This window comes from Crossiella sp. NPDC003009 (genome assembly GCF_053591555.1).
Genome location: NZ_JBSFUA010000002.1, coordinates 314448 through 327771 on the forward strand (window position 1 = coordinate 314448; position 13324 = coordinate 327771).

General features: G+C 73.0%; 13 protein-coding genes. 5 read left to right on the forward strand and 8 right to left on the reverse strand.

Features of this window, described 5'->3' with window-relative positions:
• Positions 1-131: 131 nt before the first annotated feature.
• The 3 genes from ACWDY5_RS03440 to glgX all read right to left on the reverse strand — a co-directional run bounded on the left by ACWDY5_RS03440 (position 132) and on the right by glgX (position 3448).
• The gene (locus ACWDY5_RS03440) at positions 132-530 is read right to left on the reverse strand and encodes a rhodanese-like domain-containing protein (RefSeq protein ID WP_449720764.1); all 399 of its coding nucleotides are present in this window, start codon (positions 528-530) and stop codon (positions 132-134) included.
• Positions 530-1060 carry a cysteine dioxygenase gene (locus ACWDY5_RS03445; RefSeq protein ID WP_449720765.1) on the reverse strand — a complete coding sequence of 177 codons (531 nt, stop codon included), beginning with the start codon at positions 1058-1060 and terminating at the stop codon, positions 530-532. The genes ACWDY5_RS03440 and ACWDY5_RS03445 overlap by 1 nt, the downstream gene beginning before the upstream one ends.
• A gap of 246 nt (positions 1061-1306) precedes the next feature.
• Complete coding sequence (gene glgX, locus ACWDY5_RS03450) at positions 1307-3448, reverse strand: glycogen debranching protein GlgX (RefSeq protein ID WP_449720766.1); 2142 nt, start codon at positions 3446-3448, stop codon at positions 1307-1309.
• Between the two features lie 172 nt (positions 3449-3620).
• Here glgX and ACWDY5_RS03455 point away from each other — a divergent pair, with 172 nt between their 5' ends.
• From ACWDY5_RS03455 to ACWDY5_RS03470, 4 genes are all read left to right on the forward strand, one after another.
• Positions 3621-4385 (forward strand): ABC transporter ATP-binding protein, encoded by a 765-nt coding sequence (locus ACWDY5_RS03455; protein ID WP_252485054.1) that lies wholly within the window; start codon positions 3621-3623, stop codon positions 4383-4385.
• Positions 4386-4461: 76 nt separating this feature from the next.
• The gene (locus ACWDY5_RS03460) at positions 4462-5241 is read left to right on the forward strand and encodes an enoyl-CoA hydratase/isomerase family protein (protein WP_449720767.1); all 780 of its coding nucleotides are present in this window, start codon (positions 4462-4464) and stop codon (positions 5239-5241) included.
• Positions 5231-6181 (forward strand): class I SAM-dependent methyltransferase, encoded by a 951-nt coding sequence (locus tag ACWDY5_RS03465; protein ID WP_449720768.1) that lies wholly within the window; start codon positions 5231-5233, stop codon positions 6179-6181. Before ACWDY5_RS03460 ends, ACWDY5_RS03465 begins: the two co-directional genes overlap by 11 nt.
• Before the next feature lie 142 nt (positions 6182-6323).
• A complete protein-coding gene (locus ACWDY5_RS03470) occupies positions 6324-6512 on the forward strand; it encodes a hypothetical protein (RefSeq protein ID WP_449720769.1) in 189 nt (62 codons plus the stop codon).
• Positions 6513-6537: 25 nt separating this feature from the next.
• Here the strand turns inward: ACWDY5_RS03470 and ACWDY5_RS03475 are convergent, their stop codons facing one another.
• The 4 genes from ACWDY5_RS03475 to ACWDY5_RS03490 form a co-directional block, all read right to left on the reverse strand.
• Positions 6538-8124, reverse strand: coding sequence for a ricin-type beta-trefoil lectin domain protein (locus ACWDY5_RS03475; RefSeq protein ID WP_449720770.1), 1587 nt, complete (start codon positions 8122-8124; stop codon positions 6538-6540).
• 132 nt (positions 8125-8256) lie between these two features.
• Positions 8257-9171, reverse strand: coding sequence for a hypothetical protein (locus ACWDY5_RS03480; RefSeq protein ID WP_449720771.1), 915 nt, complete (start codon positions 9169-9171; stop codon positions 8257-8259).
• 146 nt (positions 9172-9317) lie between these two features.
• On the reverse strand, positions 9318-10277 hold the full coding sequence (locus ACWDY5_RS03485; protein WP_449720772.1) for a nucleoside hydrolase: 960 nt from the start codon (positions 10275-10277) through the stop codon (positions 9318-9320).
• On the reverse strand, positions 10274-11113 hold the full coding sequence (locus ACWDY5_RS03490; protein ID WP_449720773.1) for a ribokinase: 840 nt from the start codon (positions 11111-11113) through the stop codon (positions 10274-10276). Before ACWDY5_RS03490 ends, ACWDY5_RS03485 begins: the two co-directional genes overlap by 4 nt.
• 204 nt (positions 11114-11317) lie before the next feature.
• Here ACWDY5_RS03490 and ACWDY5_RS03495 point away from each other — a divergent pair, with 204 nt between their 5' ends.
• The gene (locus ACWDY5_RS03495; RefSeq protein WP_252485034.1) at positions 11318-12070 is read left to right on the forward strand and encodes an acyltransferase; all 753 of its coding nucleotides are present in this window, start codon (positions 11318-11320) and stop codon (positions 12068-12070) included.
• On the opposite strand, the gene ACWDY5_RS03500 is transcribed toward ACWDY5_RS03495, so the two are convergent.
• Positions 12067-13317, reverse strand: coding sequence for a flavin monoamine oxidase family protein (locus ACWDY5_RS03500; RefSeq protein WP_449720774.1), 1251 nt, complete (start codon positions 13315-13317; stop codon positions 12067-12069). The two genes, ACWDY5_RS03495 and ACWDY5_RS03500, sit on opposite strands and share 4 nt — an antisense overlap.
• Between the last annotated feature and the right edge of the window lie 7 nt (positions 13318-13324).

Here is a 13324-nt window from a genome sequence, read left to right on the forward strand (position 1 = left end):
CCGGAGCTGGGCCTGGCCGGACCGGAACTGGTCAGGGCCGACTCAGGCCACCGATATCCCTGGGCCGCAACCGGTTTGCCGCCCGATCGGGCGGGTCCGCCGCGGCCAGGGGGAAAAGCGCTGGACATCGTTCACGGCACCGCGGGCGTGCCGCCCGGCACCACCGGCAGCCCGGCCGCCTGCCAGCCGCGGAAGCCGCCGACCAGGTCCGTGGCCCGGCGCAGGCCCAGCCGCTGGGCGTCCCTGGCGGCCAGGCTGGAGGCGTAGCCCTCGTTGCACACGATGATCACCGGGCGGTCCGCGGTCAGGCCGGGCAGCCGGAACTCGCCGTGCGGGTCCAGCCGCCACTCCAGCACGATCCGCTCCACCGGCACCGCGTCCGGGATCTCGCCCTCGGCGGCCCGGTTGGCGATCGGGCGGATGTCCACCACCAGCGCGCCGGCCTGGCGCAGCTCCTCGGCGGCGGCCGGTTCCACCCGGTCCAGCACGGCACGGGCTTCGGCGAGCAGGTCCTCTGCGGTCGCGGTCATCAGGAGTCCTTTCGGGGTTCGGGCACCGCGGTGTACTCGGTCAGGCTGGCGTACTCCGTGGTCGGCAGCAGCGGCGGCGAGTAGGCGTGCACGCTGGCCGCGCCGATCGCGCCCAGGTTGCGCACCTGGTGCGCGCGGCCGCGGCCGAAGGCGACCGTGTCGCCGGTGGCCCTGGTGGCCGAGCGGACCGGGCCGCCCGGGTAGCGGTAGTCCTCGCGCAGCTCGCCCAGCAGCACGGTGAACGAGCCGGACGCGCCGCCGTGGTCGTGCGGCGCGGTGCCCTGGTCCTGGGCCCAGGACAGCAGCCACAGCTCCACGCCCTCGGTCAGCGCCAGCCGCGCCCACCAGCGCTGTTGCTGGCCGAACTCCAGGACCTCCAGCAGTGGCGTGGTCAGCTCGCTGGCCACCGTGCTGGTCAGTGAGCGCAGCTCCTGCGGGGTCCACAGCGGGCGGCGCGGGTGCAGCAGGTCGTGCAGGTAGGGCAGGTCCAGCTTGGGGTGGACATCGGGCCGGAACAGGGAAGTGGTCACGTGCTCGCTCCAGGTCGCGGGTGGCTTCGGGGTGCGGAGCCGGACGCGGCGCGGCGCTGGTCCCGGACGCGGGAACCAGCGAGTGGAGAGGGTGACGCCGAGCGGAGAGGAGCTCAGCGGCCGCGCCGCGTCAGCGGACACACGCAGCTGGCGACCCGGAGCAGGTCGACAGTGCGGTCACGCCACAGCGGCGGGCAGATCATGGCTCGATGGTGCCAGAAACCTGACCCGGTTGTCAGCGGCGTCTCACCTGGTGGCCCGCAGCAACATCAATGTCCGGCCGGGCACCGTCAGCGGCGTGCCCGGCGCCAGCGGGCCGGGCAGCGTGGGCGCGCCGTCGGCCGAGCCGGTGTCCAGCACCTGCTCGAAGCAGCTCGCGTAGCTCGGCCCCGGCAGCACGAACTCCACCGGCGCGGCGTCGGCGTGCAGCACCAGCAGCCAGGAGTGGTCCTCGGCCTGCGCGCCGGAGCGGGTGTGGCTGCGGCAGTCCGCGCCGTCGATCCACATGCCCAGGGTGTGCCGGGACCCGTCGAACCAGTCCGTCTCGGCCATCTCCTGCCCGTCCGGGCGCAGCCACACCAGGTCCGGCTCGTCCTCCGGCGTGGTCCGGCCCTCGAAGAACTCGGCCTGCCGCAGCGCGGGGCACTCCCTGCGCAGCCCGATCACCCGCCTGGTGAAGGCGAGCATCGCGAAGGCCGGTGAGCCGGGCACGGTCGGGCCGGTCCAGTCCAGCCAGGAGGTCTCGTTGTCCTGGCAGTAGGCGTTGTTGTTGCCGCCCTGGGTCCGCCACAGCTCATCGCCCGCGGTCAGCATCGGCACCCCGGTGGACAGCAGCAGCGAGCCCATCAGGTTGCGGGCCTGCCGGGCGCGCAGCGCGAGCACCGCGCCGTCGGCGGTCTCGCCCTCCACGCCGTGGTTCCAGGACCGGTTGTCATTGGCCCCGTCCCGGTTGTCCTCGCCGTTGGCCTCGTTGTGCTTGTCGTTGTAGGAGACCAGGTCGCGCAGGGTGAAGCCGTCGTGCGCGGTGACGAAGTTCACCGACTGCCACGGCCGCCTGCCGTCGTCGGCGTAGAGGTCGGAGGAGCCGGTGAGCCGGTAGGCCAGGTCGCGCACGTCGGTGCTGGCCCGCCAGAAGTCCCGCACGGTGTCCCGGAACCGGCCGTTCCACTCCGCCCACTGCACGCCGAAGTCACCGACCTTGTAACCCTCGCCGGTGGCGTCCCACGGCTCGGCGATCAGCTTGGTCTGGCACAGCAGCGGGTCGGTGGTGATCGCGGTGAGCAGCGCCGCGTGCCGGTCGAACGCACCGCCGCCGGGCCGTCCCAGCACGCTGGCCAGGTCGAACCGGAACCCGTCCACGCCCAGCTCGCCCGCCCAGTAGCGCAGCGAGTCGGTGACCAGCCGGACCACCGTCGGCGAACCGGCGTCGAGGGTGTTGCCGCAGCCGGTCAGGTCGTAACCGCCGCCGTTGGGGCCGTGCAGGTAGTAGGCGGGGGCGTCCAGGCCGCGGAAGCTCAGCGTCGGGCCATCCAAGCCGCCCTCGCAGGTGTGGTTGAACACCACGTCCAGCAGCACCTCGATGCCTGCCTCGTGCAGCGCGGCGACCATGGTGCGGAACTCCTCGACCTCCCGGCCCGGCTCGCTGGCGTAGGCCGCGTGCGGGGCCAGGAAGCCCAGCGTGGAGTAGCCCCAGTAGTTGTGCCGCCCGGCGCGGGCCAGCGCGGGCTCGTCGGCGAAGGAGTGCACCGGCAGCAGCTCCACCGCGGTCACGCCCAGCCGCACCAGGTGCTCGACGACCACCGGGTGGGCCAGGCCGAGGTAGGTGCCGCGCAGGTGCTCGGGCACCGCGGGGTGGCGCTGGGTGAAGCCGCGCACGTGCAGCTCGTAGACGACGGTCTCCTCCCACGGCACGTTCGGCCGTGGACCGGTCGCCGGCCCGCCGGGCGCGGTGACCACCGACAGCGGCACGCTGCCCAGGGAGTCCACGGCGGACGGAACCCCCATCATCGGGTCTTCACCCAGATGGCCGAGCGTTGCGTCCATATCGGTGACTGTGCCGCTGATCCGCCTGGCGTAGGGGTCGAGGAGGATCTTGGCCGGGTTGCAGCGCACTCCCCGGTAGGGCTCGTACGGCCCGTGCACCCGGTAGCCGTAGCGCTGGCCGGGCGCCACGCCGGGGATCAGGCCGTGCCAGACGCCGAAGGTCCGCTGGGTCAGCTCGAACCGCCGCTCCACCAGGCGGCCGTCCGGCCCGTCGTCCACCAGGCACACCTCGACTGCCTCGGCGGATGCCGACGCCACCGCGAAGCGGACTCCGCCGGGTTCCGGATGCGCGCCGAGCGGGAACGGCGCGCCGGCGAGCACCTGGGTCTCGTCGTCGGCAGTCATGCCCTTGATCTTGCCTCCTCCGGGGCCGGTTGCGGGAGCGTCGAGGGGACAGCCTGCCTCCCCGGTGGACGGGCCCGCGAGCGGGATGACAAGAATGGGGTCCGTGACCGAGCACGGCGGGCTGCCGGCCAGCGGGGCCAACGGTGTCGATGTAACCGATCTGGTGGTGCGCATGGACACCGTGGGTGTCCGAAGAGGGCGCACCACGCTGGTCCGCGGGATTGACTGGCAAGTGGAGCTGGACGAGCGCTGGGTGGTGCTCGGCCCGAACGGGGCCGGCAAGACCACCCTGCTGCGCCTGGCAGGCGCGGAGATGCACCCGACCTACGGGACGGTGCACGTCCTGGGCGAGAAGATCGGCCGCACCGATGTCTTCGAGCTGCGGCCCAGGATCGGCTTCTGTTCCGCCGCGCTGGCGGCCAGGGTGCCCGGCGAGGAGCTGGTGCGGGACCTGGTGGTCAGCGCCGGGTACGCGGTGCTGGGCCGCTGGCGCGAGGACTACGACCAGCAGGACACCCGCCGCGCCGACGAGCTGCTCAAGGCCATGGGCATCGCGCACCTGGGCGACCGGACCTTCGGCACCCTCAGCGAGGGCGAGCGCAAGCGCACCCTGATCGCCCGCGCGCTGATGACCGACCCGGAGATGCTGCTGCTCGACGAGCCTGCCGCCGGCCTGGACCTGGGCGGCCGGGAGGACCTGGTGGCCAGGCTTTCCGAGCTGGCCATGGACCCGGACGCGCCGGCCATGGTGCTGGTGACCCACCACGTGGAGGAGATCCCGCCGGGCTTCACGCACGCGCTGCTGCTGCGCGAGGGCGGCGTGGTGGCCCAGGGCCTGCTGGACGACGTGCTGACCGAGCAGAACCTCTCGGCCGCCTTCGGCCAGAACCTGACCCTGCGGCGCGACGGCGACCGCTTCTTCGCCTGGCGCAAGTGAGCGGTGGCGCCAGGCGGGTTACTGCGCGGTAGCCTTCTTCTCGTAAGCCTGTGGTCAGCGCGAGGAGGGCACCAGCGTGGGTGAGTTCGTCAGGCTCGAAGTCGACGGCGGGGTGGGCACCATCCGGTTGGACCGGCCGCCGATGAACGCGCTGAACAAGCAGGTCCAGGAGGAGATCCGGGCCGCCGCGACCGAGGCTGCCACCAGGGACGACGTCCGTGCGGTGATCGTCTACGGCGGCGAGAAGGTGTTCGCGGCCGGTGCGGACATCAAGGAGATGGCGGACACGTCCTACGCGGAGATGTCCGCGCGGGCCGGGGCACTGAGCTCCGCGTTCACCGCGGTGGCGCAGATCCCGAAGCCGACCGTGGCCGCGATCACCGGGTACGCGCTCGGCGGCGGGTTCGAGCTGGCGCTGTGCTGCGACCGGCGGATCGCCGGGGACAACGCGAAGCTGGGGCAGCCGGAGATCCTGCTCGGCATCATCCCCGGCGCGGGCGGCACCCAGCGGCTGGCCAGGCTGGTCGGGCCGAGCAAGGCCAAGGACATCGTGTTCACCGGGCGGTTCGTCGGCGCCGAGGAGGCGCTGCGGATCGGCATGGTGGACGAGGTGGTCGGGCCGGAGGACGTCTACGCCGCCGCGCTGCGCTACGCCGGGCAGTTCGTCAGCGGTCCGGCCGCCGCGCTGGCCGCGGCCAAGGCCGCCATCGACGGCGGGCTGGACAACGACCTCGGCAGCGGGCTGAAGCTGGAGAGCCACCTGTTCTCCGCGCTGTTCGCCACCGAGGACCAGAAGATCGGCATGCGTTCGTTCGTGGAGAACGGTCCCGGAAAGGCGAAGTTCGTTGGCCGCTGACCCCACCCCCAACCCGCACGCCACGGCCGAAGAGGTCGAGGCGGCCTTCCGGGACCCCAAGCTCGCCAACGTGCTCTACCACGACTGGGAGGCGGGCACCTACGACGAGAAGTGGTCCATCTCCTACGACGAGCGCTGCATCGACTACGCGGTCGGCCGGTTCAAGGCCGCGGCCGGTGACGCGGGCCCGTACGAGCACGCCATGGAGCTGGGCTCGGGCACCGGGTTCTTCCTGCTCAACCTGATGCAGGGCGGGGTGGCCAAGAAGGGCTCGGTCACCGACCTCTCACCGGGCATGGTCGAGGTCGCGCTGCGCAACGCGAAGAACCTGGACCTGGACGTGGACGGCCGGGTCGCCGACGCCGAGCGGATCCCGTACGAGGACGAGAGCTTCGACCTGGTGGTCGGGCACGCGGTGCTGCACCACATCCCGGACGTGCAGGCCGCCTTCGCCGAGGTGCTGCGGGTGCTCAAGCCCGGCGGCCGGTTCGTCTTCGCCGGTGAGCCGACCAAGGTCGGCGACTTCTACGCCCGCCGCCTCGGCCGCCTGACCTGGTGGCTGACCACCAACCTGACCAAGCTGCCGGTGCTGGACTCCTGGCGCCGCCCGCAGGCCGAGCTGGACGAGTCGTCCAGGGCCGCGGCCCTGGAGGCCGTGGTGGACCTGCACACCTTCGACCCGACCGAGCTGGAGCGGATGGCCCGCGCGGCCGGCGCGAGCGGGGTGAAGGCGAGCACCGAGGAGCTGACCGCGGCCCTGTTCGGCTGGCCGGTGCGCACCTTCGAGGCCGCGGTGCCCAGGGAGAAGCTCGGCTTCAACTGGGCGATGTTCGCCTACCGCACCTGGCAGCGACTGTCCTGGGTGGACGAGAAGCTGCTCACCGGGATCATCCCCCGGGAGGCCTTCTACAACGTGCTGATCACCGGCACCAAGCCCTAGCTGGTGAGCCGCGACCTCGCGGTGGGTGGCAAGTTGCCGCTCACCGTGGGGTGACGGCCGCCGCCCGACGCACAGCCTCCGCTCGGCGCACGGGCCGGGTGATCCACGGACAACCCACAGCCCGGCTGGGCACCCTGACGGCATGAGGGAGGCGGGGGCCGGGACGGCCGACGAGGTGTTGACGCGGATCCGGCGGGCGCTGCCCGGCGGCGCGACCCGGGGCCGCGCCGCGCCGGCGGCCCGCCCGGAGTGCCCGGTCAGCCCGGACGGCAGGCACTGCCAGTCCGCCACCGGCGCGCCCATCTGCCAGTTCTGCGGCGCGCCGATGTGAGAGTTCCGCGGCGCCGCCAGGTGAGTCAGTAGGCGCTGCTGGGGATCCAGTCGGCGTGACCGAAGCCGGTGCCGCCGGTCTGCGGCTCGAAGCTCCAGCCCTGGGCCGGGTCGGCCGGGTTGCAGTTGGCCAGCTGGATCGCCGCGCCCGCGGTCCCGTTCGCCGGGGCCAGGCAGACCGCCGGGTTGGCGGTGGAGCGCAGCAGGCCCTCCACGAGCGCCCAGCGCTGGTTGGCCGCGCCGGTGCACTCCTGCAGCTGGATGGCCGCGCCGGGGGCCAGGGTCGGACCGGCCGGGCCGAGGCAGCGGTCGTGGTTCAGCTCGATGTGCAGCGCCGCGGTGGCCGGGTCCCGCCAGAAGCCCTGGTTGCCACCACCGGTGCAGTTCCAGGCCAGCAGCTTGTAGCCGACCCTGGTGGAGTAGCCCTCGGCGTCGGCGCACAGGCTGGTCTTGGCGTTGCGCAGCTGCCGGAAGTCCAGCAGGCCGCGGTAGAGCGTGGCGGTGCCGGTGCTGGCCGGGTCCACGCAGGTGCCCTCCGGCCAGCTCGGGTTGGCGTAGAAGGCGGTCAGACAGTCGCCGTAGGCGGTGTGGCCAGCCTCGTTGGGGTGGAAGGACTGCTGGCTGCCCAGGAAGGTCAGCCCGCGCGCCCACGGGAGGTCCGAGCACACCTCGTGCCCGTGCAGCAGGCGGCTGGTGTCCAGGTAGCGGACGCCGGTGTTCTTCGCGGCCTGCCGGATCGCGCGCTCCACCATCGGCACCACCTTGTTCCGGGCGAAGGCCTGGTCCTTGAGGTAGAGCAGGCAGCCGCCCTGGTTCCAGCCGGGGAACTTCGGGTTGTCCTCCACGTCGGGGCCCAGCGGGCTCGGGTAGCTGCCGAGGACGAGCTGGTAGTCGCCGTCGCCGTAGCCGGCGTCCCGCATGGTCTGCCGGAGGCTGGCGATGCCCTTCTCCAGCGCGGCCTGGGTGCCGTTGGCCCGCTGCTGCATGCCGTCGGTGTAGGTCGGCCAGCAGTTGCCGACCAGCAGCAGCCTGCGCCCGGCGCAGTCCCTGGCCAGCGGCCCGAACTCCAGCCCACCGGTGTCGTTGGCCCCCGACATCAGCCAGATCAGCCTGACCCTGCTGTTGCGGGCCTTGATCGCCAGGCTGTCGCCCTGGTTGAGCTCGTCGAACTGCTTGGCGCCGCTGCGGTACACCAGGTGCGTGCTCTCCGCACCGGAGCACGCCAGGTTGAACCGCAGGTCGGTGTCGAACCGAGCCTGGTGCACCGCGGCGTCCACCGAGCGGTGGCAGAAGTTCAGCGGACCGTCCGTGCCCGGTTCGTAGTTGCCGACGCCCTCACCCGAGACCTGGCTGTCCCCGAGGCTGACCACCGACGACTTGCGCTGTTCCAGCGGCCGCAGTTCCGGGCTGCCGTACAGCGAGGTCGACTCGCCCGCGCGGATCTTCTCCAGATCCGTGGGCAGCTCCTGCACCGCGCGGACGCGGGCCGAAGCGGGGACGGCCGGGATGGCGAGCAGCCCGGCCAGGCAGGTCAGCAGCAGGGACAGGCTCAGCAGTCGGTGGGGAACGGCGGCGGCACGGATGCGGGCGGTGCGACGGGCGGTCGTGAACACCCCATCCTTGTCGCACGTCCGGCACGGCGGCGGAACCCTCGGGGACGCCGGGTCACCCGAGGGTTCCACGCATGTACCCGGCCGGTTGACCGTTGCCGGGACAAGTGTCAGCGCGTAGCCGGGGCGCCGGGCCTACCGGAACAGCCGGTCGCCGGGGTTGGCCATGCGGTGCGTGCCGCCGTGCCGGCTGACCCAGTTGCGGACCGCCGCGATGGACTGCGAGCACTCCCAGCCGTCGTTGTACTCGGTCACCCGGTGCTTGGCCCAGCCGGCGATGATGCCGTTGACGCCGGCCTCGCCGAGCAGCTTGTCCACGTACCAGGGGTCGTCGTAGTCGGTGGTCCAGGAGAACGTGGCCGCGAGCGCGCCGGAGTCGCGGTACCTGGCCGCCTTCTTCAGCTCGGTGCAGGTGTAGTAGGTGGCCTCGGTGCAGTTGCCGAACCCCTTGCGGATGTCCGAGTCGCCGTAGTCCATCGCCCGGCGGCCGTTCGGCAGCCCCGCGCCGTGTTTGGCGTAGACGCCCTGCACCGTGCCCAGGGATCCGGTGGTGACGATGCCCTCCAGGTTGCCGAGCTTGCCCTGCAGGCTTTGCCAGCCCCGGCCGCCCACGTCCGGGTTGCTGCCGGGGTGGTACTCGTAGAACCCGTAGAGCACCTGGATGCCTGCCGCGGTCAGCTTCTGCGCCTTGTCCCGCAGCCCGGCGACGCTGCACGTGCGGTTGGGCGCCTCGCCGCAGTAGTTGGGGTCCTTGATGTCCAGCCAGACCAGGGACAGCCGCCGGCCGGCCCGCGCCTCGGCCACGATCAGGTCGAACATGGTGTCCACGCTGGGGCCGTACCGGTTGTTCCCGGCCGAGGAGCAGTCGTGCCAGGCGCGCCATTCGTTCGGGTTCCACCAGGCGCACATGTCGATCTCGATGGCATTGGCCCCGTGCTTGATCGCGGCCCGCACCCCGTCCGGCGTGTTGACCCGGTGCGCGATGGCGTAGATCGGCCGTTGCCCGGCGGCCACCGCGGGCGGGACACCGACGAACCCGATTCCGAGCACCACGCAGAGGGTGGCAAGCACCGCTGCGAATCTTCGCTGATTCACCGTCATCCCCATGATGCTGGCCGGGAACCAGCGGCGGCGACCGGATCGCGGGGAGAGTGTGCCTGTAGTGCCCAGGCGAACTGGCCGAAGAGGCACGGAGCTCATCGGGACAGTTCGGACGCGACCGGTGTGGTGAGCCGTGCCAGCACGAACCGGCTGACCTCGGCCACGTCGGCCTCCAGCAGCACGTCGATCCGGCGGCCGGTGGCATCCGGCATCCGGTTGCCGAAGGTCGCGCCGCGGCCGGGCCCGGTGCCGCAGTCCACCTCCACCGGCAGTGCGGTCCGCCGCAGCATGCCCGGCCTGGCCACCTCCAGCACGGCGAGCACGTCGTGCAGGGCGACCTCGTCCACGCCGTAGAAGGCCAGGTACTGCCGCCGGTAGTGGTCCACCACCTTGGCCAGCGTGGCCGCCGGGCCGCCCGCCGCGGCGAGCCGGTCCAGCCAGGGGCCGTCCACGGCGCAGCGCAGCGACAGGTCCAGCGGGACCAGGCTGGTCGGCACGTCCTCCTCGACCAGCACCCGGCGCGCGGCCTCCGGGTCGCTCCAGATGTTGAACTCGGCGGCCGGGGTGGTGTTCCCGCTGGCCAGCCCGCCACCCATGATCGACAGTCGGCCGATCTTGGGCTTGAGCTCCGGATAGCTGGCCAGCAGCAGCGCCACGTTGGTCAGCGGGCCGATGGCCACGATGGCCACCGGTGACTCGGCCTCGCGCAGGGTGTCGGCCATCAGCTGCACCGCGCCGCGCGGGTCCGGCGCTGCGGTGGCCTCGGGCAGCAGCGCGGACTGGCCACCCAGGCCGTCCGCGCCGTGCCAGCCCTCCGCGCGGAATGCCGCCGGGTACACCAGCGGCCGGTCCGCGCCGATGCCCACCGGCACGTCGGTGCGGCCCAGCATGGTCAGCAGCCGCAGGGCGTTCGCGCTGGTCAGCTCGGGTCCGACGTTGCCGAAGACGGTGGTCACCGCGCGCAGGTCCAGCTCGGGGCTGTTCACCGCGAACAGGAAGGCCACTGCGTCGTCGATGCCGGGGTCGGTGTCCAGGATCAGGGGTGTGGGGCTCATGCGAGCACCTCCTCGACCTCGTCGCGGGTGGGCAGCGCGGGCTGGGCGCCGTGCCGGGTGGCGGTGAGCGCGCCGACCGCGCAGGCCCGGCGCAGCGCCTCGGTGTCGGAGCGGCCCTCCAGCAGGCCGAGCATGAGCGCGGCGGTGAAGGCGTCCCCGGCCGCGGTGCCGTCCACCGCGGTGACCTCCGGCGGCGCGGCCCCGGCCACCTTCACGCCGTCCCTGCGCAGCTCCGCGCCCGCCGCGCCGTGGGTGATCGCGACCGTGCGGGCCAGCCCGATGTTCTTGATCGCCTCGAACTCGCCGCGGTTGACCACGACCAGGTCGGCCCGGCGCAGCACCGCATCCGGCACCGGGCGGGCCGGCGCGGCGTTGAGCGCGAAGAAGCCGGTGGCGTGCTCGGCCGCGGCCACCACGGCTGCCTCCGGCACCTCCAGCACGGTGAGCACCCCGTCGGAGCCGGCCACCTGCGCGGGCGTGACCTCCAGGTGGGCGTTCGCGCCGGGCACCACCACGATGGTGGTCTCCGCGGACTCGTCCACCTCGATCAGCGCCAGCCCGGTCGACCCCGGGACCTCGGTCAGCTCGGACAGGTCGACCCCGTCCGCGCGCAGCAGCGCCAGCGCCTCGGCAGCCAGCGCGTCGGTGCCGACCGCGGCGACCAGCCGCACGTCCGCGCCGAGGCGGCGCGCGGCCAGCGCCTGGTTCGCCCCCTTGCCGCCGGGGGCCTGGGCGTAGTGGGTGGCGGTGAGGGTCTCGCCGGGCTGGGGCAGGGCGGGCAGTCGCGCGATGAGATCAAGATTGACGCTGCCGACGACGGTGATGGATACAGGCACAGGCCTATCCTGCCCTGGGTGTGTCTGTCCGGTCGTGTCTGCGAGAGTCGTGATCGAGCCGGTCGCTGGCGGTGCGGCCGGAACGGCCTCATACCGGGAGTATTCGGGCGTTCCGGCCGTGCCGCCAGCGACCGGCTCGGCGCGGCTATCGCGGGCACGACCGGGCAGACACACCCAGCACTGGCCCGTTAGGGTTCCCAATTCATGACGAGCATGTGGGGCGCGCCGCTCGCGTCGCGTCTGGGTTCGTGGCGGAAGTCACGGCGGGACCCCCGGCAGGCGAAGTTCCTGACCATGGACTCCCTGCGCTGGGTGGTCCGCAACCGCGCCTGGACGCCCTGGTACCTGGTCCGCTACTGGCGGCTGTTCCGCTTCCGGCTGCTCAACCCGCACGTGGTCCTGCGCGGCATGGTCTTCCTCGGCCGCAAGGTCGACCTGCACTGTCGGCCGGGGTACGGGCGGCTGGAGATCGGGCGCTGGGTGCACATCGGGGACGGCAACGCCATCCGCTGCCACGAGGGTTCGCTGCGCATCGGCGACAAGGCGGTCTTCGGCAAGGACAACGTGGTCAACTGCTACCTCGACATCGAGATCGGCGACTCCACGCTGGTCGCGGACTGGGTCTACATCTGCGACTTCGACCACGTCACCGCGGACATCCACCAGCCGATCAAGGACCAGGGCATCGTGAAGACCCCGGTCCGCCTCGGCCCGGACTGCTGGCTGGCGACCAAGGTGACCGTGCTGCGCGGCACCAGGGTCGGCCGGGGCTGTGTGCTGGGCGCGCACGCGGTGGTCAAGGGCGATGTGCCGGAGTACTCGATCGCGGTCGGCGCGCCTGCCCGGGTGGTGCGGGACCGGCGCGCGGACTACGAGGCAGACGCGGCCCGGCGCGCCGCGGTGGCGGACATGGCCCGCAAGGCCAAGGAGGCCATGCAGCAGAACCTGGGCGACTAGCCCCGTCCGAGCACCCACTCCGCGCCCGCCCGCCCCGAGTCCAGCGCACTGTCCACAGTGGACTCGATCACGCCGCCCCAGGCCACGGTCTCGCCCAGCGGCGCGGTCACCAGCCGCGCCGCCGCGGGCTCCGGCCGCAGCACGTAGGCGCCGAGGGCGAACGGGTCCGAAGCCCAGTCGTGCCACACCGCCCTGGTGTGCCGGATGTCCGGCCGCCCGCTGATCCGGCGCACCGCGAGCAGTGCCCGGTGCGCGCGCTGGGTCTCCGGCAGTGCCCACAGCTCGCGCGCGGCCTCGCCGACCGCCCAGGTCACCACGACCTGTCCCCGGTAGCCGCGGATCCCGGCCGAGGCGTCCCAGACCGCGCACGGGCCGTCGGAGAAGTCGGCGAAGGCGTGGCCCCGCTTGGGCAGCACCGGGCGCGGGAACTCCAGCAGGATCTTGGCCACCGGCAAGGGGTAAAGCCTTTCCAGGGCGCGCCGGCGGTCCTCGGGCAGCGGCGGGGTGAACTCGACCGAGCCTGCCCACAGCACGCCCAGCGGCAGGGTGAGCACGCACCGCCGCCCGCGCAGCACCGTGCCGTCCGCGATGTGCAGCGCCACCCCGTCCGGCCCGTGCTCGACCCGCCGCACCACCACCCCGGTGCGCAGGTCCAGCCCGGCGGCCAGTGGCGCGAGCACCTGGTCGTAGCCGCCGAGCACCCGGAAGTCGCCGCCCTCCCGCCAGGTCAGGTCCGGCAGCCGTCCGTTGAGCAGCGCCTCGGCCAGCAGCACGCCCTCGCCCGCCGGTTGCTCCCGCAGCGAGCCGAGATCGGCCTCCATGGCCAGCACGGCCAGCGGCAGGTTGCCCCTGGGCAGGCCAACCCTGGTCAGGTAGCTCTCCGCGTCCTCACCCGGCAGCGGGTCGGGCACCGGGCCGTCGTGCGCGGGCCGCCCGTGCGGCATGTGCCAGACCCGCCGCGAGCTCTCCGAGATCCACCGCGCCTCGGCGGTGCGCCGGATGTAGGCGCCCAGCGGCCTGGTCCGGACCCGGCGCAGCAGCGGCCAGGTGGAGACCCGGCTGCCGTGCACCAGCTCCGCGCCCAGCTCCACCGGCACCGGCATCGCCGCGCGGTCGGTCCACAGCCGCCCGCCGATCCGGTCCCTGGCCTCGACCACCAGCACCCGCTTGCCGGCGTCGGCCAGCGCCCGCGCCGCGCCCAGCCCGGCCGCGCCGGCCCCGACCACGAGCACATCCGCGTCGAACATCGAACTC